20 protein-coding genes are annotated in these 25,396 nt (G+C 61.4%); 6 read left to right on the forward strand and 14 right to left on the reverse strand.

Annotation, left to right across the window (positions count from 1 at the left end):
• Nucleotides 1-28 precede the first annotated feature (28 nt).
• Entirely contained in the window at nt 29-1,417 is a 1,389-nt protein-coding gene (locus PYR65_RS01120) for a dipeptidase (protein WP_276119569.1), read from the reverse strand.
• Between the two features lie 201 nt (nt 1,418-1,618).
• Nucleotides 1,619-2,050, reverse strand: coding sequence for a MarR family winged helix-turn-helix transcriptional regulator (locus PYR65_RS01125; RefSeq protein WP_276119570.1), 432 nt, complete (start codon nt 2,048-2,050; stop codon nt 1,619-1,621).
• A gap of 415 nt (nt 2,051-2,465) precedes the next feature.
• On the opposite strand from PYR65_RS01125, the gene polA reads away from it, so the two are divergent.
• Nucleotides 2,466-5,492 (forward strand): DNA polymerase I, encoded by a 3,027-nt coding sequence (gene polA / locus PYR65_RS01130; RefSeq protein ID WP_276119571.1) that lies wholly within the window; start codon nt 2,466-2,468, stop codon nt 5,490-5,492.
• 54 nt (nt 5,493-5,546) lie between these two features.
• Here the strand turns inward: polA and PYR65_RS01135 are convergent, their stop codons facing one another.
• The 9 genes from PYR65_RS01135 to PYR65_RS01175 all read right to left on the reverse strand — a co-directional run bounded on the left by PYR65_RS01135 (nt 5,547) and on the right by PYR65_RS01175 (nt 17,392).
• Nucleotides 5,547-6,188: a TetR family transcriptional regulator gene (locus PYR65_RS01135; protein ID WP_276119572.1), complete on the reverse strand. Its 642-nt coding sequence runs from the start codon at nt 6,186-6,188 to the stop codon at nt 5,547-5,549.
• Between the two features lie 50 nt (nt 6,189-6,238).
• Nucleotides 6,239-9,376 carry an efflux RND transporter permease subunit gene (locus PYR65_RS01140; RefSeq protein WP_060637825.1) on the reverse strand — a complete coding sequence of 1,046 codons (3,138 nt, stop codon included), beginning with the start codon at nt 9,374-9,376 and terminating at the stop codon, nt 6,239-6,241.
• Nucleotides 9,377-9,387: 11 nt separating this feature from the next.
• A complete protein-coding gene (locus tag PYR65_RS01145; RefSeq protein ID WP_276119573.1) occupies nt 9,388-10,677 on the reverse strand; it encodes an efflux RND transporter periplasmic adaptor subunit in 1,290 nt (429 codons plus the stop codon).
• Nucleotides 10,678-10,911: 234 nt separating this feature from the next.
• Nucleotides 10,912-11,916, reverse strand: coding sequence for an ABC transporter ATP-binding protein (locus PYR65_RS01150; RefSeq protein ID WP_276119574.1), 1,005 nt, complete (start codon nt 11,914-11,916; stop codon nt 10,912-10,914).
• Between the two features lie 71 nt (nt 11,917-11,987).
• Complete coding sequence (locus PYR65_RS01155) at nt 11,988-13,043, reverse strand: Gfo/Idh/MocA family protein (RefSeq protein ID WP_276119575.1); 1,056 nt, start codon at nt 13,041-13,043, stop codon at nt 11,988-11,990.
• Nucleotides 13,043-13,882 carry a carbohydrate ABC transporter permease gene (locus PYR65_RS01160; RefSeq protein WP_060637822.1) on the reverse strand — a complete coding sequence of 280 codons (840 nt, stop codon included), beginning with the start codon at nt 13,880-13,882 and terminating at the stop codon, nt 13,043-13,045. Before PYR65_RS01160 ends, PYR65_RS01155 begins: the two co-directional genes overlap by 1 nt.
• A gap of 12 nt (nt 13,883-13,894) precedes the next feature.
• A complete protein-coding gene (locus tag PYR65_RS01165) occupies nt 13,895-14,845 on the reverse strand; it encodes a carbohydrate ABC transporter permease (RefSeq protein WP_060637821.1) in 951 nt (316 codons plus the stop codon).
• 334 nt (nt 14,846-15,179) lie between these two features.
• Nucleotides 15,180-16,439: an ABC transporter substrate-binding protein gene (locus PYR65_RS01170; RefSeq protein ID WP_276119576.1), complete on the reverse strand. Its 1,260-nt coding sequence runs from the start codon at nt 16,437-16,439 to the stop codon at nt 15,180-15,182.
• Between the two features lie 53 nt (nt 16,440-16,492).
• Nucleotides 16,493-17,392 (reverse strand): N-acetylmuramic acid 6-phosphate etherase, encoded by a 900-nt coding sequence (locus PYR65_RS01175; protein ID WP_276119577.1) that lies wholly within the window; start codon nt 17,390-17,392, stop codon nt 16,493-16,495.
• A 196-nt stretch (nt 17,393-17,588) separates the two neighbouring features.
• Here PYR65_RS01175 and PYR65_RS01180 point away from each other — a divergent pair, with 196 nt between their 5' ends.
• From PYR65_RS01180 to nagA, 4 genes are read left to right on the forward strand one after another with little or no spacing between them, the layout of a single operon-like run.
• Entirely contained in the window at nt 17,589-18,467 is an 879-nt protein-coding gene (locus tag PYR65_RS01180; RefSeq protein ID WP_276119578.1) for an N-acetylglucosamine kinase, read from the forward strand.
• Nucleotides 18,464-19,228, forward strand: coding sequence for a GntR family transcriptional regulator (locus tag PYR65_RS01185; protein WP_060637817.1), 765 nt, complete (start codon nt 18,464-18,466; stop codon nt 19,226-19,228). Before PYR65_RS01180 ends, PYR65_RS01185 begins: the two co-directional genes overlap by 4 nt.
• Nucleotides 19,229-19,258: 30 nt before the next feature.
• Complete coding sequence (locus tag PYR65_RS01190) at nt 19,259-20,281, forward strand: SIS domain-containing protein (RefSeq protein ID WP_276120929.1); 1,023 nt, start codon at nt 19,259-19,261, stop codon at nt 20,279-20,281.
• Complete coding sequence (gene nagA, locus PYR65_RS01195; protein ID WP_276119579.1) at nt 20,278-21,438, forward strand: N-acetylglucosamine-6-phosphate deacetylase; 1,161 nt, start codon at nt 20,278-20,280, stop codon at nt 21,436-21,438. The genes PYR65_RS01190 and nagA overlap by 4 nt, the downstream gene beginning before the upstream one ends.
• 5 nt (nt 21,439-21,443) lie before the next feature.
• Here the strand turns inward: nagA and PYR65_RS01200 are convergent, their stop codons facing one another.
• The 3 genes from PYR65_RS01200 to PYR65_RS01210 are packed head-to-tail and all read right to left on the reverse strand — an operon-like array spanning nt 21,444 to nt 24,447.
• Nucleotides 21,444-22,172, reverse strand: a complete 729-nt coding sequence (locus PYR65_RS01200; RefSeq protein WP_276119580.1) for a copper homeostasis protein CutC — start codon at nt 22,170-22,172, stop codon at nt 21,444-21,446.
• A complete protein-coding gene (locus tag PYR65_RS01205; RefSeq protein WP_276119581.1) occupies nt 22,169-23,080 on the reverse strand; it encodes an ROK family protein in 912 nt (303 codons plus the stop codon). Before PYR65_RS01205 ends, PYR65_RS01200 begins: the two co-directional genes overlap by 4 nt.
• A complete protein-coding gene (locus tag PYR65_RS01210) occupies nt 23,077-24,447 on the reverse strand; it encodes an amidase (protein WP_276119582.1) in 1,371 nt (456 codons plus the stop codon). Before PYR65_RS01210 ends, PYR65_RS01205 begins: the two co-directional genes overlap by 4 nt.
• Nucleotides 24,448-24,639: 192 nt before the next feature.
• On the opposite strand from PYR65_RS01210, the gene PYR65_RS01215 reads away from it, so the two are divergent.
• Nucleotides 24,640-25,386, forward strand: coding sequence for a sulfate transporter family protein (locus PYR65_RS01215; RefSeq protein ID WP_276119583.1), 747 nt, complete (start codon nt 24,640-24,642; stop codon nt 25,384-25,386).
• The last annotated feature ends 10 nt before the right edge of the window (nt 25,387-25,396 follow it).

Below are 25,396 nucleotides of genomic sequence, written 5' to 3' on the forward strand. Positions count from 1 at the left end.
GGGTGCTAACCGTTAACAGCCGCGCTGCTTAAGCCGCAAGCGCGTGGAGAATCCGGATCCAGGAGCGGATGCCCTTGTGATAGGATTGCAGCTCGTACTTCTCGTTTGGTGAATGAATCCGGTCATCCGACAGGCCAAAGCCCACCAGAAGCGATTCCATGCCGAGCATTTTCTGGAAATCGCCGACGATGGGGATCGAGCCGCCCATGCCGATCAACACGGCGGGTTTCGGCCATTCGTCCGAGAGCGCCGATTTTGCCGTGTTCAGCAGGGCCGAATCATAGGGAAGCTGGATTGCCGGCGAGCCACCATGCTTGTGGAATTCGACCGAGCAATCGGCGGGGATTTTCGAGGTGACATAGACGCGGAACGCATCCCGGACCTTTTCAGGGTTCTGCGCGCCAACAAGGCGGAAGGAAACCTTGGCGGATGCCTGCGCGGCAATCACGGTCTTGAAGCCTTCGCCGGTATAGCCGCCCCAGATGCCGTTCACCTCAGCGGTCGGCCGCGCCCATGTCAGTTCCATCACCGAACGGCCCTTTTCGCCCGACGGGATCGACAGGCCGATTTCGCCGAGGAATTTCTCCGTGGTCATCCCCAGCGTTTCCCAGGCGGCCTTGATCTGCGTCGGGGTCTCCTCGACGCCGTCGTAGAAACCCTCCAGCGTGACGCGGCCGGTCTCGTCATGCAGGCCGGCCAGGATCTGTGACAGGACATGGATGGGATTGGCAGCGGCACCTCCGAAATAGCCGGAATGCAGATCGCGGTCGGCGGCGGTGATGACGATTTCTTCGCCGACGAGGCCCCGCAGGCCAGCGGAGATCGCAGGCGTATCGCGGTCCCACATATTGGTGTCGCAGACCAGGGCATAGTCAGCCTTCAGCTCGGCAGCGTTCGCTTCCAGGAACGGCTTGAGCGACGGCGATCCCGATTCTTCCTCGCCTTCGAACAGGATGGTGACTTCGCAGGGCAGCGCGCCGTTGACCTCCTTGAAGGCGCGGCAGGCCTCGACGAAGGTCAGAAGCTGGCCCTTGTCGTCAGCCGTTCCCCGCCCGGTGATGACCTTGCGGCCACCGTCCAGCTCCTTGATCGAGGGCTCGAACGGCGCCGTGTCCCACAGATTGAGCGGATCGACCGGCTGAACGTCGTAATGACCATAGAAGAGCACATGCGGCGCGCCGGGTTTGCCGGCTGCGTGATGCGCCACGACCATCGGATGGCCGGGCGTGTCACGTACGGAGGCTTCAAACCCCAGTGTCGTCAACTCGCTCACCAGCCATTCCGCTGCCTTGCGGCATTCCGCCTTGAAGGCCGGATCGGTGGAGATCGACTGGATGCGCACCAGATCGAAAAGCCGCTCAAGGCTCTGTGGAAGATTATCGTCTGCCCGGGTGAGAATGCTGGCCGTGTCTGTCATGTCCGAATCCTTCGTTGTCGGGCCGGAACCTACTGCATAATTCCTCGAACCGGAATCGAATTCAGCAATGATGAAGGAGGTCAAAGTGCTGCAGCGGCCCTTGCGCCTCACGCATCACGCGCAGCGCAGCAGACAAAGATGAGTGCCGCTTCAGCACACTGTTTCGATGGATGAATGATCAGTGTCCCAAAAGCTGGAGGGTCAGTTCTGCGCGCCCTTGGCGATCGCCATGCGCATATATTCCAGCATCAGTTCCCGTTCAAACGTCCGAAAGCCCGACAACAGGGATTGATCGGCGGCAAGCGCGGCCTCTTTTGCCTCTTCCTCCATTTCCCTGGCCTTGACGGTCAGGAAAATCTGCTGGGCACGTTTGTCGGTCGGGTGTTTCTTGCGCAGGACCAGTCCGTCCCGCTCCATCCGGGCGAGCGTATTGGCCATCGTCGCCTGCTCGATGTCGAGACGGTCGAGCAATTGTTTCTGGGTCAGGCCCTCTTCGCTCCACAGTTCCAACAGAACCGGAAATTGGCCGGGGGCAAAGCCGAGTTTCTGGCCTCTCTCCTGCAGGGCACGGGAGAAACTTTTCGCCAAAAGGCTGGACAGGTATGTTGCTGAATCCATACGGTCGAAGGCCATGTCTATGGGTACCTCTCCCCAAGCTGGAACACAAGTTACATTGCGGGCGATGGACCGGCACGCAGGAACGTTTCACGCTGATTTGATCACAAACAAAAACCGCCATGGCGGAGGCGGGGCCACGGCGGTCTTTGTTGTAAATTGGACAAAGGCCCGGAGAGGGGGGATAGGCCTTTGTCCTTACATCTGGCTTCGGCGGGGGACAGGCCTTTGACCAGATGACGGCGTGTTCAGGTGCCGTTGACTATCATTTGTGGTGCCAAATGTGGCTTTTCAAGGGAGCACCCAGCCCTCTGCGCATTACAAATTGGTAACGTTCCTGTGAGGGCCCTCCGTTTTTGGCTGCAGACAAAAATAGCGGCTTGCCGGAATGAAATATGGACGGCCATCGCGGCCCGCGCTATCCCTTGTCGCCATGAAAAAAGGTGATCATCTCTTCCTCATCGACGGCTCCGGTTTCATTTTCCGGGCGTTCCACGCCATCCCGCCGCTGAACCGCAAATCCGATGGTTTGCCGGTCAACGCAGTCTCGGGCTTCTGCAACATGCTGTGGAAGCTTTTGACCGATGCGCGCGATACATCCGTCGGGGTGACACCAACCCATTTCGCCGTCATCTTCGACTATTCCTCGAAGACCTTCCGCAACGAGCTCTACGATCAGTACAAGGCGAACCGCACCGCACCGCCGGAGGACCTGATCCCGCAATTCGGGCTGATCCGCCATGCGACGCGCGCCTTCAACCTGCCCTGCATCGAAAAGGAAGGCTACGAGGCCGACGACCTGATCGCTACCTATGCGCGGATGGCGGAAGCAACCGGCGCCGACGTCACCATCGTATCGTCCGACAAGGATCTGATGCAGCTGGTGACGGCCAATGTGTCGATGTATGACAGCATGAAGGACAAGCAGATCTCGATCCCGGAAGTGATCGAGAAATGGGGTGTTCCGCCGGAAAAGATGATCGACCTGCAGGCGATGACCGGGGACAGCACCGACAACGTGCCCGGCATTCCCGGCATCGGCCCGAAGACGGCAGCGCAGCTGCTCGAGGAATTCGGCGACCTGGAAACATTGCTTGCCCGCGCCGGTGAAATCAAGCAGCAGAAGCGCCGCGAAAACATCATCGCCAACACTGAGCTGGCCCGCCTCTCGCGGCAACTGGTGACGCTGAAGACCGACACACCGATCGACGTGCCGCTTGAGGATTTCGAGCTGCATGCGCAGGACGGACCCAAGCTCGTCGCTTTCCTGAAGACCATGGAATTCACCACGCTGACCCGCCGCGTTGCGGCGGCAACCGAGACGGATGCGGATGCCGTCGAGCCGGCCAAAGTCCCGGTCGAATGGGGCGCGCAGGCGCATGGACCTGATCTCGACAAGGGCGATCTTGCCTCCCCGTCTTCGCCGTCCGCCCTGTCCACGTCGAAATCACCGGCAGCTGGAAGTGCTGCGGATGCGGCAGCGTCCCTGGCCAGCGTGACGGACAGCGGCCCGCTGGCTGCGACACCGCAGGCTTTGGCGCAGACACGCGCAGAACTTTTTGCAACAGCCAAGATCGACCGCAGCGCCTATGTGGCGATCCGCGATCTCGCAACGCTCGATGCCTGGATCGCCAGCGCACGCGAAACCGGCATCGTGGCCTTCGATACCGAAACCACCTCGCTCGATGCGATGCAGGCGGAACTTGTCGGCTTTTCGCTCGCCATCGCCGACAACAGCAAAAACCCCTCGGGCACCGATATCCGCGCCGCCTATGTGCCGCTCATCCACAAGACCGGCGGCAACGATCTCTTCAGCGATGGCGTCAAGCTGGCACCAGACCAGATTCCGGCCGCGGCCGCGCTGGAGCGTCTGAAGGATCTTCTGGAAGACCCGTCGGTTCTCAAGATCGCGCAGAATCTGAAATATGACTACCTGGTGATGAAGCGCCATGGCGTCAGCATCGTCAGTTTCGACGATACGATGCTGATGTCCTATGTGGCCGATGCCGGCGCTGGCACGCATGGCATGGATTCGCTATCCGAGAAATGGCTTGGCCATCAGCCCATTCCCTACAAGGATGTGGCCGGCACCGGCAAATCTTCCGTCAGCTTCGATTATGTCGATATCGACAAGGCGACCGCTTATGCAGCCGAGGATGCCGATGTGACGCTGAGGCTTTGGCAGGTTTTGAAACCGCGCCTGGCCGCCAAGAACCTCAATGCCGTCTATGAACGGCTGGAGCGTCCGCTGGTGCCGGTGCTTGCCCGCATGGAAGAACGCGGCATCACCATCGACCGTCAGATCCTGTCGCGGCTGTCGGGCGAACTGGCGCAGGGCGCTGCTGGCCTCGAGCATGAAATCTACGGGCTTGTCGGCGAAAGCTTCAATATCGGCTCGCCGAAACAGCTTGGCGATATCCTGTTTGGCCGTCTCGGCCTGCCGGGCGGCGCCAAGACAAAGACGGGACAATGGTCGACCTCCGCGCAGGTGCTTGAAGAGCTTGCGCTGGAAGGCCATGAACTGCCGCGCAAGATCGTCGACTGGCGCCAGCTGACCAAGCTCAAATCCACCTATACCGACGCCCTTCCAGGCTTTGTGCACCCGGAAACGAAACGCGTTCACACATCCTATGCGCTGGCGGCCACAACGACGGGACGCCTCTCCTCCTCCGAGCCGAACCTGCAGAATATCCCGGTGCGCACCGCCGAAGGGCGCAAGATCCGCACCGCCTTCATCTCGACGCCGGGACACAAGCTGGTCTCGGCCGACTATAGCCAGATCGAGCTACGCGTGCTTGCCCATGTCGCCGAAATCCCGCAGCTGAAGCAGGCCTTTTCCGACGGTATCGACATTCATGCGATGACGGCATCGGAAATGTTCGGCGTCCCGGTCGAAGGCATGCCAAGCGAAATCCGCCGCCGCGCCAAGGCGATCAATTTCGGCATCATCTACGGCATTTCCGCTTTCGGCCTTGCCAACCAGCTGTCGATCGAACGCTCGGAAGCCGGCGAATATATCAAGAAATATTTCGAGCGCTTCCCCGGCATTCGCGACTATATGGAAAGCACCAAGGCATTTGCCCGCGAAAACGGCTATGTCGAAACCATCTTCGGCCGCCGCGCACATTATCCGGACATCCGCTCGTCTAACCCCTCGCACCGCGCCTTCAACGAACGCGCCGCGATCAACGCGCCGATCCAGGGCTCCGCCGCCGATATCATCCGGCGCGCGATGGTGAAGATGGAGCCGGCACTGGAACAAGCCGGCCTTTCGCAGCGCGCCCGCATGCTGCTGCAGGTGCATGACGAATTGATCTTCGAAGTCGAGGATGCCGATGTCGAGCGGACCATCCCGCTGGTCGTTTCAGTCATGGAAAATGCGGCAATGCCGGCGCTCGACATGAGGGTTCCATTGAAGGTCGATGCGCGGGCTGCGCATAACTGGGATGAGGCACACTGACGGCAAGAAGCAGCCCGTAAGGGCTTGTGCTACGGTTGATTGCGCTAAGAATGTTCAGGATACGACAAGCGCCTCGGCCGTTACCGGCACCTGGCGGAAGCTGTCGAACAGGCGTTTCAGCCCTTCCTTGCCTTCCGTCGCCAGATCGAAGCGGCGGCCGAACAGCAGCCATTCGCTGCACAGGCCTTCCATCATCCAACGTAGCGCCTTGGTGGCGGACTGAGGCGTCCAGTTTCCGTTGAGAAAACCCGCGCTGCGGGCACGGTCAAACGCGCTGTCGAGCATGACGGTGTGGCGGTCATCGACCTCCTGCTGCTTTTCCAGAACCGGCAGCAGGTCGTCGCCATAGGGGCAGCGAAGCAGGATGGTGAAGATGCGCTGGCGATGCTCGTCCGCTGCCAGTTCGGTCAACCAGTCGCCTGCCGACTTCTCGATATAGCAGAGCACCTCGGCGGCCGGCTGTTCGACATCGCGGGCAATCATGTCTTCGATCGGCAGGTTTACGGTATTGTAGAGTTCGAGGAAAAGATCGGTCTTGTTGGCAAAATGCCAGTAGATGGCGCCGCGCGTGACGCCGGCCGCCTTGGCGACATCGTCGAGCGAGGCGGTGGATACGCCCTTTTCGAAGAAAACCCGCTCTGCTGCGCTCAGAATGCTGAGGCGGGTTTCTTCCGCTTCGGCCTTGGTTCTGCGCATGACGCCTCCTCGCCTTGGAAAGGCCCGCCTTTCCCGGCGGGCCACTTCCCTTATTCTGCCGGTGTGACCGTCGTGTCAGAACCGATCGGCTTCAACGTCGTTCTGCGGAACAGCTTCATGACGAACACGAAGAAGACGGGCACGAAGAAGATCGCCAGCACCGTGGCCGAGATCATGCCGCCCATGACGCCGGTACCGATGGCGCGCTGGCTGCCCGAGCTTGCGCCGGTGGCAATCGCCAGCGGCAACACGCCGAGGGTAAAGGCCAGCGAGGTCATCAGGATCGGGCGGAAGCGCAGATGCGCTGCCTCGATGGTGGCATCCAGCAAGGGTTTGCCAGCCTCCATCTGCTCCTTGGCGAACTCGATGATCAGGATCGCGTTTTTCGCCGAGAGGCCGATGATCGCGATCAGGCCGACCTTGAAGTACACATCGTTGGGCATGTCGCGCAGGGTGACGGCGAGAACCGCGCCGATAACGCCAAGCGGCACCACCATCATCACCGCAACCGGAATGCTCCAGCTTTCATAGAGGGCGGCAAGGCACAGGAAGATCAGCAGGCAGGACAGGGCCACGAGAAGCGGCGCCTGGGTGCCTGATGCGATTTCCTCACGCGACTGCCCCGTCCATTCGTAGCCGAAGCCCGGTGGCAGCTGTGCAAACAGACGTTCCATCTCGGCAATCGCCTCGCCGGAGGAATAACCGGCATTGGCCTGGCCGCTGATCGGAACCGACGGGTAGCCGTTATAGCCGACCGTCTGGGTCGGGCCGCTTGTCCATTCGATGCTGGCAAAAGCCGACAACGGAACCATGCCGCCATTCGAATTGCGGACATTGAGCTTCAGGAGGTCGGCGGTCTGCATGCGCCTGTTCTCGTCGGCCTGCACCGTCACACGCTGCAGACGTCCGGCATTCGGGAAGTCATTGACATAGGACGAACCGAGATTGGTCGAGATCGTCGAGTTGATGTCAGCAAAGGCAACGCCGAACGTATTGGCCTTTTCACGGTCGATCAGAAGATTGACCTGGGCCGCATCCGGCAGGCCATCGACGCGAACGCCCGAAATGACCTGGCTTTGTGCCGCAAGACCGAGAAGCTGGTCACGCGCGGCGGCCAATGCCGCAGAGCCCTGTCCGCCGCGATCCTGCAGGCGGAACTCGAAGCCGTTGGAGGTGCCAAGACCCTGGATCGGCGGCGGCGACAGCGCAAAGCTGATCGCATCCTTGATCTGGGACATGGCGCCGGATGCCCGGCCGGCGATGACCGAGGCGACATCGTTGGGTCCGCGCTCCGACCAGTCCTTCAGCGTCACGAAGGCGAGGCCGGCATTCTGGCCGGTACCGGAGAACGAGAAGCCGCTGATGGCGATGATCCGTTCGACGGCCGGTTCCTTGCTGAAGATCGCTTCGGTCTGCTCGATAACTTCGGTCGTGCGGTTGCCGGTCGCTTCCGACGGCAGCTGCATGCTGACGATGACGAAGCCCTGGTCCTCATCCGGAAGGAAGGAGGACGGCAGCTGCATGAACAGATAGGCGAGACCGCCGAGCAGCACGACATAGATCAGCATGAAGCGCCATGTGCGCGTCACCATACTTGCAACCCAGCCGCTATAGCCGTGCGAGGCCTTGTCGAAGCCGCGGTTGAACAGGCCGAAGAAGCCACGTTTGGTGTGGTGATGGCCCTTAGGAACCTGCTTGAGGAAGCTGGCGCAGAGCGCCGGCGTCAATGTCAGGGCGAGCAGGGCCGAGAACAGGATGGAGACCACCATGGTCAGCGAGAACTGCTGATAGATGACGCCGACGGCGCCGGGGAAGAAGGCCATGGGAATGAACACGGCCGACAGAACCAGCGTGATGCCGATCACGGCGCCGGTAATCTGCTTCATCGCCTTGCGGGTTGCTTCCTTTGGCGTCAGGCCTTCCTCGGACATGATGCGTTCAACATTTTCGACGACGATGATCGCATCATCGACGAGAATACCGATGGCAAGCACCATGCCGAACATCGTCAGAACGTTGATCGAGAAGCCCATGGCGAGCATGGCAGCACAGGTGCCCAGCAAGGCGACGGGAACGACAAGCGTCGGGATGATGGTGTAGCGGATGTTCTGCAGGAACAGGAACATCACCAGGAACACCAGCGCCACGGCTTCCAGCAGCGTATGCAGAACCTTTTCGATCGAGATCGCCACGAAGGGCGACGTATCGTAGGGAACGGAATATTCGACACCTTGCGGGAAGAAGGTCGCCAGTTCGTCCATCCGTGCCTTGATCGCCGTGGAGGTGGCGAGCGCGTTGCCGGTTGGCGTTAGCTGGACGCCGATAGCGGCGGACGGCTTGCCGTTGAGGCGCGTCGAGAAGCTGTAGTCCTGACCACCGATCTCGATACGGGCGACATCGCGCAGGCGCACGGCAGAGCCGTTGAGATTGGCTCGCAGGATGATCGCCCCGAACTCTTCAGCCGAGGTGAGCTGGCCCTTGATGAGGACGGGCGCACTGATCTGCTGCGTGATCGGGTTTGGCTGGGCGCCGATGCTGCCGGAGGCTACTTGAGCATTCTGCGCGGTGATGGCGGCATTGATATCGCCCGCCGTCAGGTTGAGGCCGCGCATCTTGTCCGGATCGAGCCAGATGCGCATGGCGCGCTCGGTGGCAAACATCTGTGCCCGGCCGACGCCTTCGACGCGCTGGATTTCGTTGAGCACGTTGCGGCTGAGATAATCGCCAAGCGAGACCGCATCCATGGACCCGTCCGTGGATGTGAGCGCAAGGATCATCAGGAAGCCGGAACCGGCCTCTTCAACCTCGATGCCCTGCTGGCGCACGGCATCGGGCAGGCGCGCCTCGACGCGGCGGACACGGTTCTGCACGTCGATCGACGCATCGCCGGAATCGGTGCCCGGCGTGAAGGTCACATTGATCGATACGCTGCCGGCGGCGCTGGACGTCGACGAGAAATACTGCATGCCTTCGATGCCGTTCAGCTCATTTTCGATGAGCCGCGTCACGCTCTGGTAGGTCTCTTCCGAGGAGGCACCGGGATAGCTGGTATTGATGGAGATTTGCGGCGGTGCCACGTTCGGATACTGCGAAATCGGCAGCAGCGGCAGCGCGATGATACCCGCGATCATGATGAAAAGTGCGACGACCCACGCAAAGATAGGCCGGTCGATAAAGAAACTAGGCATCGATCAGATCCTTACTTCGCCTGTTCGGCGGGCTTGGCGTCTTCAGCCGGCTTTTCGGCGGCACCATCCGTGCCCGTCTTTTCTGCGGCAGGCTGCGCGTCCGCCGGTTTTTCAGCGGCAGGCTGAGCCCCGGCTGCGGGCTTGGCATCGGCCGGCTTCCAGTCCGCCGGTTCGACAGGCGCGCCGGGGCGAACCTTCTGGAAGCCTTCAACGATCACCTTTTCGCCAGGCTTCAGGCCATCGCGGATGATCCACTGGTCGCCGAGAACCTGGCCGGCAGATACCGTGCGCAGTTCAGCCGTCTTGTCTTCCTTGACGATGTAGACCTGGGCATTACCGGAGGTATCGCGCTGCACGGCCTGGCTGGGTACGGCGATGGCATTTCTTTCGATGCCCTGCTCGACGATGACGCGGACATACATTCCGGGCAGAAGGTCGCCATCCGGATTGGGGAATTCGCCACGCAGGGTCACCTGGCCGGTCGTCTCATCGACGGCTGCTTCCGAAAACAATAGCTTTCCGGCATGCGGATAGGCACTGCCGTCATCCATCAGGAGATTGACCTTGGCTTCATTCTTGTCGCCGGCCAGCGCACCGTCCTGCAGCGCCTTGCGCAGGCGGATGAGATCGGTCGCGGACTGGGTGAAGTCCGCATAGACCGGATCGAGCTGCTGGATCGTTGCGAGATTTTCCGAGCCGTTGGCGCTGACAAGCGCACCTTCGGTAATCAGCGCACGGCCAATGCGGCCGCTGATCGGGGCCGTCACATTGGTATATTGCAGATTGAGCTGGGCGGTCGCGAGGCCTGCCTCGGCAATTGCCACATCGGCGTCGGCCTGCGCCAGCTGCGCAATCGCATCGTCATAATTCTGGCCCGTGGCGACGCCGGATTTTTTCAGCTGCTCCTGGCGATCGGCGGCCTGCTTGGCCTGCAGCTGCACAGCCTTGGCGCGGCGCAACGTGCCTTCGGCACTTTCGACCTGCACCTTGAACGAGGCCGGATCGATCCGGTAGAGCACATCGCCTGCATTCACATGCGAACCCTGCTCGAACACGCGCTCGATGACGATGCCGGTGGCGCGCGGACGGACTTCCGAAATGCGGGTGGCGGCGATGCGCCCCGGCAGATCGTTGGTGATCGGCAGCGATTCGGTCTTCGTCGTGATCACCGAGACCTGCGGCGGCGGATAGGACGGAGCCGCCTGCTTCTCGCCGTCGTCTTTCTGGCAGCCCGCAATCATCATCAGGCCAGCCACTGTTGCAGCCAATATCGGTCGGTTCATCCGCATCTTTGGTTCCATACGCAAAGACCAGCCGCACGGCCGGCGGTCTTTCTTAAAAGACGTCAGCTGCAGCTGGAGTTTCATGAAAATCAATGTGATACGGAGAATATCCGGGATAGATCTACCCACGCATCAATTATACAAACAGATACGTATGTTAAAATCAAAGGCAGCGCAAGCCATTGATGCGCCGCACAATAAAACGATACCGAATGACTGGTCTCATCAACATTCGGATACAATTGCGCTCGTCTATCCGCGCAGAACCCGGTCGTCGGCACCGAAACGGTGCATCGCCGTCTTGTCCGGCGTCGCATAGACGATGTCATCGACATCATATTGATGCTCGCCGAACAGGCGGACCGTCAAAAGACCGGTCACTTCGGTTTCCAGATAAAGGATGGTATCGGCGCCCAGATGCTCGACATGGATGACCTTGGCCTTCCAGTCGCCGCTGTCGCGCGCGAGCGTGATATGCTCCGGACGGATGCCGACGGTCTTTGCTTGCTCATCACCAAGCCTGCCCGCCTCGATGAAGTTCATCTGCGGCGAACCGATGAAACCGGCCACAAACGTGTTGGCCGGCTTGTTGTAGAGTTCCATCGGCGAGCCGATCTGCTCGATCTGGCCGGCATTGAGCACGACAATCTTGTCGGCCAGCGTCATCGCCTCGACCTGGTCATGCGTCACATAGATCATCGTCGCCTTCAGGCTGCGATGCAGCCTCGCGATCTCAAGACGGGTGTTGACGCGCAGGGCCGCATCGAGATTGGACAATGGCTCATCGAACAGGAAGAGCTTGGGTTCGCGCACGATAGCGCGGCCGATGGCGACGCGCTGGCGCTGGCCGCCGGACAGTTCGGCCGGGCGGCGGGCAAGGTAAGGTTCCAGCGACAGCATGCCGGATGCCTTGGCAACCTTGGCGTCCACTTCCGCTTTTGGCGCGCCCATCTGCTTGAGGCCAAGACCCATATTATCTTTCACCGTCAGATGCGGGTAGAGCGCGTAGGACTGGAACACCATGGCGATGCCGCGCTTGGCCGGCGGCGTGTTGATCACTTCCTGGCCATCGATCTGGACGCTGCCGGACGTCGCATCCTCAAGACCGGCAATGACGCGCAGAAGGGTGGATTTGCCGCAGCCGGACGGGCCGACAAAGATGACGAATTCGCCATCCTTAACGTCGAGGTCGATGCCCTTCAAGACTTCGTGATTGCCGAAGGCCTTGCGGATGGATTTCAGTTGAAGTGATCCCACGTGAGGCGCCCTTTTTGTTGTCGCATATGCCTTTCGTCCCGCTGACCGGCAGCGGCACGGGACAGGCTGTGTTAGAGTTTGACCGGCTGGCCGGTCCGTACGCTCTCATCGGCCGCAAGGCAGATGCGCAGCGACTGGACGGCATCGTCCATATGCCGTTCAAGATCGATATTTTCACTGATGGCTTTCAGCACATAGGCCTGCTCGAGATCGCAGAGTTCCTGGTGTCCCGGCTCGCCGTCCATCTTCAGGTCTTCGTCCTTGTGGACGAATTTGCCGTCTGCGCCGGTTTCGGCCTTGTGAACGCGAATAACGGCCGTCTTCGTGTGCGTGTCGATGTCGTCGGACTTGGCATTCGGATCCATGACAATCGAAACCGAACCGTTGGGCGACATCACGTCCTTCACGAAGAAGGCGGTCTCGGAGATCATCGGTCCCCAGGCGGCTTCGTACCAGCCGAGCGAACCATCCTCGTAGAGAACCTGCAGATGGCCATAGTTATACATAGACGGCGCTATTTCATTCGACAGGCGAAGGCCCATGCCGCGCACTTCCACGGCCTTGGCATCGGTGATCTGGCACATGACATCGACATAATGCACGCCGCAATCGACGATCGGCGGCGTGGTTTCCATCAACGACTTATGCGTCATCCAGGTCGGGCCGCTGGACTGCTGATTGAGGTTCATACGGAAAACATAGGGGCCGCCGAGCTTGCGGGCCTCGGCGATCAACCGGATCCAGGAGGGGTGATGGCGCAGGATATAGCCGACCACCAGCTTCTTGCCGGCCTTTCTGGCGGCTGCCACGACACGCTCGGCATCGGCCACGGTCGTTGCCAGCGGCTTTTCGATGAAGACATCGCAGCCCGCCTCGAACGCCATGACGGCATAGTCGGCATGGCTGTCGGAATAGGTGCAGATCGAGCAGAGATCGGGCTTCAACTCGTTCAGGGCCGTGGCAAAATCCGGGTGGATCGTATAGCCGGCAAGCTCCGGCGACAGCACGGGCTTGGAGCGGTTGACGAGGCCGGCGATCTCGAAGCCGGGATTGTTGTGATAGGCCAGCGCATGGCTGCGGCCCATATTGCCGAGACCGGCGACGAGGACGCGAACGGGTTTGCTCATTACTTGACTGCTCCTGCGGTAATGCCGCGGATCAGCTGCCGCGAGAAGATGACATAGAGGATAAGGACCGGGAAGATTGCCAGCGACAGGGCGGCAAGAACCGCGTTCCAATTGGTAACGAACTGGCCGATGAACACCTGGGAGCCGAGCGTGACGGTCTTGGTGGCTTCGCCGGGTGCCAGAATCAGCGGGAACCAGAGGTCGTTCCAGATCGGGATCATCGTGAACACCGCCACCGTTGCCATGGCGGGCCGCACCAGCGGCAGGACAAGGCGGAAGAAGATCGCATATTCCGACAGGCCATCGATCCGGCCGGCATTCTTCAGGTCATCGGAAACCGTACGCATGAATTCCGACAGGATGAAGATGGCAAGCGGCAGGCCCTGAGCGGTGTAGACCAGAATCAGCGCCGTCAGCGTATTGACGAGGCCAGCGGCGACCATACCCTGCAGGATGGCGACTGTGCCGAGGCGGATCGGGATCATGATGCCGATGGCAAGATAAAGACCGAGCAGCGTATTGCCGCGAAAGCGGTATTCCGACAGCGCGAAGGCAGCCATGGCGCCGAACAGCAGCGCAAAGAAGATCGAGACGACCGTGACGATCAGGCTGTTTTGGAAATAACCGATAAAATCGCCCTGTTTCAGCACCGTCGTATAGCCGATCAGGCTGAACGTTTCCGGCGTCGGCAATGCCAGGGGCGTGCGGAAGATCGCGTTCTTGTCCTTCAGGGAATTGAGGATCGTCAGGACGACCGGAAACAGCGCGATGACGGTGTAGCCGGCCAGTGCCAGGTGAACGAAGCCGGAGCGCAGCGGCGAGATGCGTGCTTTTGACATGGATCCGTCCCCTTAGAACTGGTAGCGGCGAACACGCCGCTGAATGCCGAAGAGATAGAGCGAAACGCCGGCGAGGATGATCAGGAACATCACGGTGGCAATGGTCGCGCCCATCGAGCGGTCGCCGAGCTGCAGCTGGAAACCGAAGAAGGTGCGGTAGAGCAGCGTTCCGAGGATGTCGGTCGCTCCATCCGGTCCGGCAAGCGCGCCCTGCACGGTGTAGATCAGGTCGAACGCGTTGAAATTGCCGACGAAGGTCAGGATCGACACCATGCCGATCGCAGGCAGGATCAACGGCAGCTTGATCTTCCAGAACTGGCTCCAGCCGGTAATGCCATCGCATTCGGCAGCTTCGATCACTTCATCGGGAATATTGAGAAGTGCCGCATAGATCAGCATCATCGGAATACCGACATTCTGCCAGACGGAGATCAGCGAGACCGTGATCAGTGCCGAACCCGGCTTGCCAAGCCAGGGGCCGAAGAAAGCCTTCAGCCCCACGAGATCCATGAAGAAAGGGGTAATGCCCCAGATCGGCGACAGGATGAGCTTCCAGATAAAACCGACAATGACGAAGGACAGGATGGTCGGCATGAAAATCGCCGTCCGGTAGAACGTTGCAAGCCTGAGCTTGGGGATCGACAGCATGGCGGCCAGCGCGATGCCGAGCGGGTTCTGCACCAGCATGTGGATGGCAAAGAAGATGAAATTGTTCTTCAGCGCCCGCCAGAAATCAGCCGCCCAGCGCTCTTCGCCGAACAGGACCTGGAAATTGGCAAGTCCGACGAAGGTCGATTGCCCATCGACGGTATTGAACAGCGACAGGCGCAGCGTTTCGATCAGCGGCAGGATCATCACGGCCGAATAGACGATGAAGGCCGGCAACAGGAAGACAAGGATATGCCAGCGTCTCGGCCGGGCCGGAACTTGGATTTTGTCCTCAGACGATATGGCGCTGCTCATGGCTTCTGCCGCTCCGACCCGTTTTCGCCGATCGCCGCGATATGCGGCATGGCCTGCGCTGCCGGTCCCCGCAGCACACGCCATCACCAACGCGCCTGAGGGCGCTGGCAGGATGTGATTTCAGATTACATGTTTTCGGCTGGATGCTTTTCTTTTTCGCATGAGAAAGCCCAGTCCAGGTGCCGCCCCTCATCCGCCCTGCCGGGCACCTTCTCCCCGTGAACGGGGAGAAGGGACAAGCCGCAAACTCCATAGTCCCCTCTCCCCGCTAGCGGGGAGAGGGTTAGGGTGAGGGGCAACTTCCCCGCAATCCCAATGTGGCTGTTAGCGCGCCTTACTTGGCAGGCTTGTACCAGCTGTCGAGGCCCTTCTGGAGCTTCTCGGCGGCGACTTCCGGCGTATCGGTGCCGTTGATCACGTTGGCCGATTCCACCCAGGTCTCGTTTTCGAGGTTCGGGGTGCCGCGCGACAGGATCTGATAGGTCGAGCGGATGGTCGGCTTGCACTTTTCGCGCCAGGAGACGAATTCCTGTGCGAGCGGATCGGCCATCTTCACCGGTGTCGAGTTCAGGCTGAAGAAGCCCGGCAGCGAGTTGGCATAGATGTCGGCGAATTCCGGAGAGGCAATCCAGGTGAGAAGCTTCTTGGCTTCTTCCGGATGCGCGCTCTTGGCATTCAGGCCAACGCCGATGTCGTTGTGGTCGGAGATGTAGCAGGCGTCGCCTGCAGCCTTAACCGGCGGCGGGAAAGCACCCATCTTGAATTCGGCCTGCGTGTTGAACAGGCCGATTTCCCACGAGCCGGCCGGATAGATCGCAGCGCGGCCGAGCGTGAAGAGGTTCTGGCTGTCCGGATAGGTCTGGGCTTCGAAACCGTCGCCGAGGTAATCCTTCCACTTGGCAAGAACCTTGTAGGGCTCGACCCAATCGGCGTCGGTCAACTTCTGCTCGCCCTTGATCAGGGCAGCACGGCCTTCCTCGCCCTTCCAGTAGGTCGGGCCGATATTCTGGTAGCCCATGGTTGCGGCTTCCCAGAGATCCTTGGTGCCCATGGCGAGCGGGATATAGGTGCCGTCGGCCTTGATCTTGTCGAGAGCCGCGAAGAAATCGGCTTCCGTGACTGGGATGGCGATGCCGAGCTTGTCGAAGGCATCCTTGTTGTAGATGAAGCCATGGATAACAGAGGCCATCGGCACGCAGAACGTCGCCGCGCCATCGTCCGTCGTCCAGGCGGACTTGGCGACCGGCGAGAAATTCTCCATGCCGGCGAGACCGGTCAGGTCAGCCAGATGCTTCTTGTTGTAAAGTTCGAGCGAGGCGTCGAACGGACGGCAGGTAACGAGATCACCGGCGGAGCCGGCATCGAGCTTGGCATTCAGCGCCGCGTTATACTCGGTCGGCGCGGTCGGCGCGAAGACGACCTTGATGCCCGGGTTCTTGGCTTCGAATGCCGGAATGAGCTTTTCCTGCCAGATGGCCAGGTCGTCATTGCGCCAGCTCTCGATCGTCAGCGTGACGTCTTCAGCATGCGCAAGCCCGGCGGAGCCGAGGATGCTGGATGCAAGCAGCAAGCCCTTCAAGGTAGTGCGGGTCATTACGTTCTCCCTCATGATGCGCCATTTTTGGCGCGGTTTTAGAACCCTTGGTTTCAATCTGCCGCGACAAGAGACAAGGCGCGGCGCAAGTTTTGATGAGCTTCGGCAAGCGCCGCTTCCGCAGCAGCCACATCCTTGGCCCCGGAGCCCATAAGAATGGCGACCTTAACCGAACCCGACGATGCCGTGAGATGGCGGCCTGCTTCCGTTGCGCCGATCCCGGCAATATCGGAAACGATGCGGACGGCACGGCCGCGCAGTTTTGCATTGTCGGCCTTCAGATTGACCATATGTCCGTCGTAGACATGGCCGAGCTGGATGCCGACAAGCGTCGAAAACATGTTGAACGCGATCTTCTGCGCGGTGGCGGCGCCCATGCGGGTCGATCCGGAAATCACTTCCGGCGGCGTCTGCAGGAGGATGGCGATGTCGGCATTCTGAAAGAGCAGCGCGCCCGGATTGTTGGCCATGGCAATGACCTTGGCGCCGCGTTCGCGGGCTTCATCGGCAGCGGCCAGCGCATAGGGCGTGGAGCCGCTGGCGGACACCGAAATCAGACAATCGCCAGCCCCGATCCCGGCCTCGCGCACATCCTTGCGCGCCAGCTCCATATCGTCCTCGTAACCACCGGCAAGATCGCTCAGGCTCGCGGCACCGCCGGCGAGAAGCACCACCACCTTGTCGAGCGCTATTCCATAGGTGCCGGGCAGCTCCAACGCATCGGCCATGGCCATCAGGCCCGAGCTACCGGCGCCGGCATAGGCCAGGCGTCCGCCACCGGACAGTACCGATGCAGCGATCTCTGCGGCCGCCGTGATCGGCTCGATCGCGGAATCAACGACCTTTGCCGCAGCTTGCTGGCCGGACGCAAGCAGGCGAAGGGCCAGTGCCGGATGCATCACATCCAGTCCCATCGCCTTGTCGTGGCGCTCTTCGGTCTTCGCTGACGGCATACGTTCAATCTCCTCTGCGCAAATTAATGCCAAAAAAATACCAATTGTCTAGGAAAAATTAACTTCCTGCCCAAGAAAAGTTTCGATTTTTGAAATGATCTAGCTATTTCAGTCTATTAGACGATAAATCCAATTCAAGACCAAAATCCACTTGGTAAATGGTATTTTTTTGGTATCCTTTTTCCCGGAGGTATCCATGCCACATTACATTCTGGGAATCGACGGCGGAGGCACGAGCTGCCGCGCGGCTGTAGCGGGCGCCGATGGGCGTATCCTCGGACGCGGCAAGAGCGGTGCTGCCAATATTCTGACCGATCCCGACAATGCGCTTGCCCATATTGTCGGCGCGGCCACGGCTGCGTTCGAAGACGCCCATATAGCCCCCGGCGAAGTTGGTTCCGCTTGCGCCCTGGTCGGCGTTGCCGGCAGCAATGTCGGCGATGCGGTTCATTATGTGAAGGAGCGCCTGCCGTTCGCCAAGGCCGATATCGAATCCGACGGGCTGATCGCGCTGCAGGGCGCGCTCGGCGACAAGGACGGTGCGGTGGCCATTCTCGGGACCGGTTCCATCTATATCTCCCGGCAGGGTGACGCGATCCGCTATATCGGCGGATGGGGTTTCCAGATCGGCGATCTCGGCAGCGGCGCACGTCTTGGTCACGCTCTGCTTCAGGAAAGCGTCCTTGCCTTCGACCGCATCCATCCCTCGTCGGCGCTGACCGAGGCGGTGATGGCTGAATTCAACAACGATCCGCGCGAGGTCGTGGAATTTGCCCGCGCCGCGCGTCCCGGCGAGTTCGGCCGCTTTGCGCCCTGGGTTTTCGACCATGCAAGCCGCCAGGATCCCGTCGCGATCGCACTTTTGCGCAGCAATGCACAGACAATCGACGAGGCACTCGACGCCGTCGTGGCGCAGGGCAGCCGCAGGCTCTGCCTCTTAGGCGGACTGGCGCCAATCTACCGCCCATGGCTGGCCGAGCGGCATCAGCCTTTGTTCGTGGAGCCGGAAGCCGACGCCCTGACGGGCTCGGTCGCTTTGGCGGCGAAGCGCTTTGCAGCGGAATTTGCGGCATGACCCAGCATCTCGAAGCGATTTTGCCGCTGGACGGCCTGCAGGCCGGAGGGTCCGGTCCGCTCTATCTCAAACTCAGGCAATCGCTGGAAGAGGCTATTCTTTCGGGCAAGCTCAATCATGGCGACGCGCTGCCGCCGGAGCGGGATCTGGCCGATTATGCCAGCATCAGCCGCGTCACCGTGCGCAAGGCGGTCGATGATCTGGTCCGGGATGGCCTGCTTGTGCGCCGCCACGGTTCCGGCACCTTCGTCGTCAAGCCGGTACACCGCGTCCAGCAGTCGCTGTCGCGGCTGACCTCGTTTACCGAGGACATGTCGCGCCGAGGATTGGTGACGACGGCGCAATGGATCGAGCGCGGACTGCATCACCCGTCCCCCGATGAAATGATGGTGCTCGGCTTGCCCGCCGATGCGCTCGTCGCGCGGCTCGGCCGGTTGCGCATCGCCGACGACCTGCCGCTGGCGATCGAGCGGGCCAGCATTTCAACGGAGTTCCTGCCGGACCCGATCCGCGTCGGCACCTCGCTTTACGCGGAACTCGACAAGACCAAATCGCGGCCGGTCCGTGCCGTGCAGCGCATTTCCGCCTGCAGCCTGAAAGATCCGGATGCGGCGATGCTCGGTGTTCCCGCCGGCTCCGCCAGCCTGTCGATCGAACGCATTTCCTACCTCGCCTCCGGCCGGGTGGTGGAATTCACCCGCTCGCTCTACCGGGGCGATGCCTATGATTTCGTCGCTGAACTGACTTTGTCGGATTCCTGAGAGCGGCCCAGTTAAGAGAGACACATGACCATGCAAACCAATATGCGGCGCGAAATCAACGAAATCCCGGAAGCGGCAGCCCGCCTGCTGGAGCAATCCAATGCCGCCGTCAAGGAAACCGGGGCGGCGCTGCGCGCCAAAGACCCGGCCTTTTTCGTAACGATTGCCCGCGGTTCGTCCGACCATGCCGCCTTGTTTTTAAAATATGCGATCGAGCTTTCGACCGGGCGCCCCGTCGCCTCGCTCGGTCCATCGCTCGCCTCGATCTACGGTGCGAAGATGCAGCTTCAGGGCGCCGCCTCGATCGCCATTTCGCAATCCGGCAAGAGCCCGGATATTGTCGCGATGGCCGAGGCTGCGACCAAGGCAGGCGCCGTGACGATTGCGCTCACCAACACCTTGCCCTCGCCGATTTCCGAGGCCAGCACCCATCCGCTCGATATTCTCGCCGGGCCGGAAATCGCCGTTGCCGCAACCAAGTCCTATGTCAATTCGATCGTGGCCGGCCTTGCCGTTCTCGGTGAATGGACGCAGGACGCTTCTCTGCAGCGCGCGGTCGCCGATCTTCCGGCGCAGTTTGCAAAGGCCGTGAAGCTCGACTGGCAGCCGCTTGCCGACGAGCTTGGCGATGCGGAATCGCTGTTCGTGCTTGGCCGTGGCCCGGCGCTGGCCATTGCCAGCGAAGCGGCGCTGAAATTCAAGGAAACCTCCGGCATGCATGCCGAAGCCTATTCGGCAGCGGAAGTGCTGCATGGGCCTGTGGCGCTGGTGGAAAAGCGTTTTCCGGTCATCGGTCTTGCCGCGCGCGATGCGGCGGAAGGCTCGGTCGCTGGCATTCTCGATGGCTTGAGCGCCAAGGGCGCATTGGCTTTCGTCACATCCGACCAGGCAAAGGCGACGAAGACCCTTCCATTCGTTGCCACCGGTCATCCGATCACCGATGCGCTGGCGCTGATCATTCCGTTCTACGGCTTTGTCGAATCCTGGTCGCGGTCGCGCGGACTGAACCCGGATGCGCCCGTCGCACTCAAGAAGGTTACGGAAACGAGATGAGCGCTCGGACAGCTATCACCGGAGCCCGGATTTTCGACGGCCTGTTCTGGCACGATGGCCAGGCCCTCCTGTTGGACGGCGGCGTGGTCACGGGCATCCTGCCGCAGAGCGATCTGCCTGCCGGAACCGAAACGGTCGCAGCCGACAACCAGCTGCTGGTTCCCGGCTTCATCGACCTGCAGGTCAATGGCGGCGGCGGCGTGATGCTGAACGACCGGCAGGACGCCGATGCCATCCGCACCATCTGCGCGGCGCACGCGAAATTCGGCACTACCGCCCTGTTGCCGACGCTGATCACCGAGACGTTCGACATCCGCGCGCGCGCGATTGCAGGCGGCAAGCAGGCGAAGGCTGAAAAGGTACCCGGATTCCTCGGGCTTCATCTCGAAGGTCCGCATCTCTCGGTCGCCCGCAAAGGCGCGCATGATCCGGCTTTGATCCGGCCAATGGATCAGGCCGATCTCGAGGCGATGCTGTCCTGCGCCGGGGTGTTCGATGCAATGATGGTGACCGTCGCGCCGGAAAACGCTACGGAAACGCAGGTCAAGGCGCTCGCGGACGCCGGTCTTCTTGTCAGCCTTGGCCATACCGATGCCGGCTATGCGACCATTGCCGGCTATGCTGCGGCGGGTGCGCGCACTGTGACCCATTTGTTCAACGCGATGAGCCCGCTTGGCCATCGCGAACCGGGCGTTGTCGGGGCGGCTCTCAACATTGGCAGCCTGCATGCGGGGATCATTGCCGATGGCTTCCATGTCGATCCTGTGTCCATGGGCATCGCGTTGCGGGCCAAGACCGGTCCGGGCCGCATCTTCATCGTCACCGATGCAATGTCGACGATCGGATCTGACCAGACCAGCTTTCTCCTCAATGGCCGCGAAATCTTCCGCCAGGGCGGCCGTCTGACACTGGCCGACGGCACGCTGGCGGGCGCCGACATCGACATGCTGGCCTCGGTGCGCTTTGCCCATGAAAAGCTCAATCTGCCGCTGGATGAGGCGCTGCGGATGGCTTCTGCCTATCCCGCCGACGCTGCGGGCGTCGCCGCCCGCAAGGGAAGATTGTTACCCGGCCTCGACGCCGATTTCGTGCTTTTGACCGAAAGCCTCGGCATGGCCTCAACCTGGATTGGCGGAACGCGCGTTTTCCAAGCGTAACGCCATCAAGGCGCGGCCACCAGCCGCGCCTTCAATGCTTGCACCATCTGTACATCCGTTTGCCTGGCACTGGGCGACACGAAGCCGAGCGAGACCAGCCTTGCATCGCGAGCCGGCTTTTCCAGCGAACAGGACGAATGAACTTCTGTCACCGCCAGATGCGCAAGAAGTTCACCGACGGTTTCCAGCGTGACGCCGGAGCCCGGCATGATCGAGATCCGGCCCCTGGCATGTTTGATGATCGCAGCCAGATGATCGATACCATCGGGAGCACGTTTTGCGCCGCCTGATGTGAGGATACGCTCGAAACCGAGATCCACCGCTGTCTCGACCGCTTCTGCGAAATCAGGCACCAGATCGAAGGCGCGATGCAAGGTCAGCCCCAGGCCCTGGGCGTGATCCACCAGTTCTTTTAACGCCTCTTTGTCCAAGGCTCCGTCCAGCCGGTTTGCGCCGAGGACGACACCGGCAAGACCGGCTGCCCGGGCCGCATCGATTTCAACGCGCATGACAGCGATGTCGCTGGCGTCGAAAACGAAGTCTCCCGGCCGTGGCCGGATCATCGCATAGACCGGGATGTCAGCCTTTCCCGCCAGCACCATCAGGCCCGGCGACGGCGTGAGCCCACCGACAGAGAGAGCCGAGCACAACTCGATCCGGTCGGCGCCGCCATCGATTGCGGCCTGTAGGCCAGATGCATCCTCGACGCAGACTTCGAGAAGAATATGGCTCATCTTGCCTCTCCCGCTAACCCAAGAATAGCGGCACCAATCAGGCCGGGCTCGATACGGCATTCGCCGGGAACAACGAGCGGCCGGTCGAATTTCCGCAGAATCCGCGCACGCACGGCCGTGTCGATCGCGGCGATCAGCGGCGTCACATTGGAAAGACCGCCACCAATCGGCACGATCGTCGCACCGGTAATATTGACCGTCAGCGCCAGCGGCGAACTGATGAGATCGACCAGCACATCGATGGTGCGGGCCGCCTGCGCATCGCCGTTTTGCCAGAGCGTGGTGATCTCGTGGCTCTCCAGGCGCTTGCCATGCAGGGTCAGGTGCAGACGCTCCATGCCACGGGCGCCGCCGATCGTATCGACGCAGCCGCGCTGTCCGCAGCCGCAGTCAAAAACCGGGATCGCGACGGGGGGCGTACCGGCCATCGCAGCGACTGCAGGCCCATGGCCCCATTCGCCGGCAAAACCGCCCTCGGCATTGATGAGCCGGCCATCGACCACGAGGCCGCCGCCGACCCCGGTGCCGAGGATGGCACCGAGCACGATCCGGTAACCGCGCCCGGCGCCGGCACCGGCCTCGGCCAGGGCAAAACAATCGGCGTCATTGGCAATCAGAACCGGCAGGCCGAGCAGCTCGGAAAGCTCCGCACCCAGCTTGCGCCCATCGATGCAGGGAATATTGGCGCATTTGATGGCCTGCGTTTCCGGATCGACGACGCCGGTGATCGACATGGCAATGCGGTCCGGCTCTTCGCCGGCTTCAGCGATGACATCGCGCAGAGTATCGACGAAGGCGTTGAAATCATCGAGCGGTGTGACGCGGCGCTTGAGCGGCAGGATTTGGTCCGGCGCATGCGCTACGGCGCCCTTGATCGCCGAGCCGCCGATGTCGAAGCAGACGATCATGCATCACCGCGAATGACGGCTTCCGCCGAAAGGGCGGCCGACAGCAGCGCCTCGTCCTGCTGCCTCTGACCGGAGATCAGCAAGCCGACCGGCATGCCGGCCGCGCCGGTGCCGCAGGGGATCGAGACGCCGCATCCATCGAGGAAATTGCCGATCGAGGTGTTGCGCAGGGTCCGGCCATTGATCTTGAAGAACAGCTCGTCATCGGCCAGCAGCGGCGCGATTGGTGGTGCTACATGCGGCACAGTCGGATGGATAAGCAGCTCGCCGGGCTCCAGAGCGTCGCTGAAGGCGGCGATCAGCCGCTGGCGCGCATCGAGGATGGCAATGTAATCCGCCACCGTGATCTTTTCGCCCGGCTGGGTGCGGGCGACGACGCGCTGATCCATGCGCGCCGCTTCCGGCCCCTCCAGCCGGGCCTTGTGAAGCGCGAACGCCTCAGCTGCGGCCAGTGCGCCGTGGCGTGCGCCGATCTCGAAAATCTCGGCAAAAATCGGGAAGGCGCGGCGGCGGACGCGGGCGCCGGCCTTTTCCAGCCGTAATACCGCAGCCTCGAATGCGGCTACGACTTCCGGCTCGGCATCGTCGAAAACGATGGTTTCGGGAATGACGAGTTTCAGACCGCCCAATTCGGTCCGGCCAATATCGGGTGCGGTACGCCCGCGCATCGCGGCATCGATCCAGATGGCATCCGTGACCGAGCGGCAAAGCGGCCCGAGCGAATCGAGGCTCTTGGCCAGCGGAAAGACGCCGCGCATGGAATAGCGCCCGCGCGTTGCCTTAAAGCCGACAATGCCATTGAAGGCGGCGGGAATGCGGATCGAGCCGCCGGTATCGGTGCCGATCGCGACCGGAACCAGCCCGGCCGCCACAGCGACGCCGGATCCGGCCGACGAGCCGCCGGGGATGCGCGGCACATCGCGGGATGCAGGGTTGTGCGGTGTGCCGTAATGCGGATTGATGCCGATGCCGGAAAAGGCGAATTCGTTGAGATTGGTGCGGCCAAGGCAGACCATACCGGCGCTCCCGAGCGCTGCGACCACGTCGGCATCGGCGGTTGCGGGCGGATGACCGGCGAGAACGGCCGAGCCTGCGGTGGTTACAGCGCCTTTCGTATCGAACAGGTCCTTCCAGGCGATGGGAATGCCATCCAGCAAGCCGAGCGATCGTCCCGACCGGATACGCGCGGAGGCTGACCTGGCCTCGGCAATGGCACGCCCGCCAAGAACTTCGGTAAATACAGCCTGATCTTCGTAGCTGGCTATCTTTCCCAGCGAGCGTTCTGCCAGTTCCACAGGATCGAGCGCGCCGGACTGTAGCAGCACCGAAAGCCCCGCCACCGACAAGTTTGCGTCCACTCCATCCATCGTCCCGACACTCCAAAGCTGCTTGATACCGTCACCATAACGGCGCGGCGGCGGTTTTGGCAGTCCAAACAGCGGCGCCGCACATGATTTTCGCAGGCTTTTCAAAGCCTCCGGCTCCCACGGCCTTGCCCACCCCACATCCCCCGCCTACATGCGCATCCAGCGGCAACCATGCGCGCAAGGAGATACCGGATGATACTCGACGCGGCGCGGCTTTCCTTTGCCAATCTTTTCGCGCCGGAAACGCGATCCGTGTTCTGGAAGGTGCTGGGTCTGACCCTTCTCGCGCTGGTCGGGCTATGGTTTGCGCTGCGCGAGCTGTTCATCTATCTCGCTTTGCCATGGCTGGACGCGCTTCTGCCGGGAACGCCTGATTGGGCCGGCTGGCTGACATTCATCGTCACGATTTTCGCCAGTCTGGGGCTTGCTTTGGGTCTGGCGCTGCTTCTTGCGCCCGTCACCGCGCTGATTGCCGGCTTTTTCCTCGATGACGTCGCCGAAGTGGTCGAGAAACGCGACTATCCCCAGGAGCCTGCGGGACGTCCCCTGCCGCTGGGCGAGGCCATTTCCGGCACGCTGAAATTCCTTGGCGTCATCATCATCGGCAACATCATTGCGCTTTTCCTGCTGTTAATCCCCGGCGTCAATCTGATCGCGTTCTTTCTGGTCAACGGCTATCTGCTCGGGCGGGAATTCTTCGAATTTGCCGCGATGCGCTATCGCTCGCCCGCAGACGCCCGGCTGTTCCGCGCCAAGCATTCCGGCACGGTTTTCTTGAGTGGGCTCTTGCTTGCGGCGTTTCTGGCCGTGCCGCTTCTCAACCTTCTGACACCGCTTTTTGCCGCCGGCATGATGGTTCACCTGCACAAGAAATTATCGCAGCGCGATCCGGGATTTCAACGGCAGCTCAATTCCGCCAAAGCTGCCTTCGGAAGATGATTGTTTAATT

Source organism: Pararhizobium qamdonense (assembly GCF_029277445.1).
GTDB lineage: Bacteria > Pseudomonadota > Alphaproteobacteria > Rhizobiales > Rhizobiaceae > Pararhizobium > Pararhizobium qamdonense.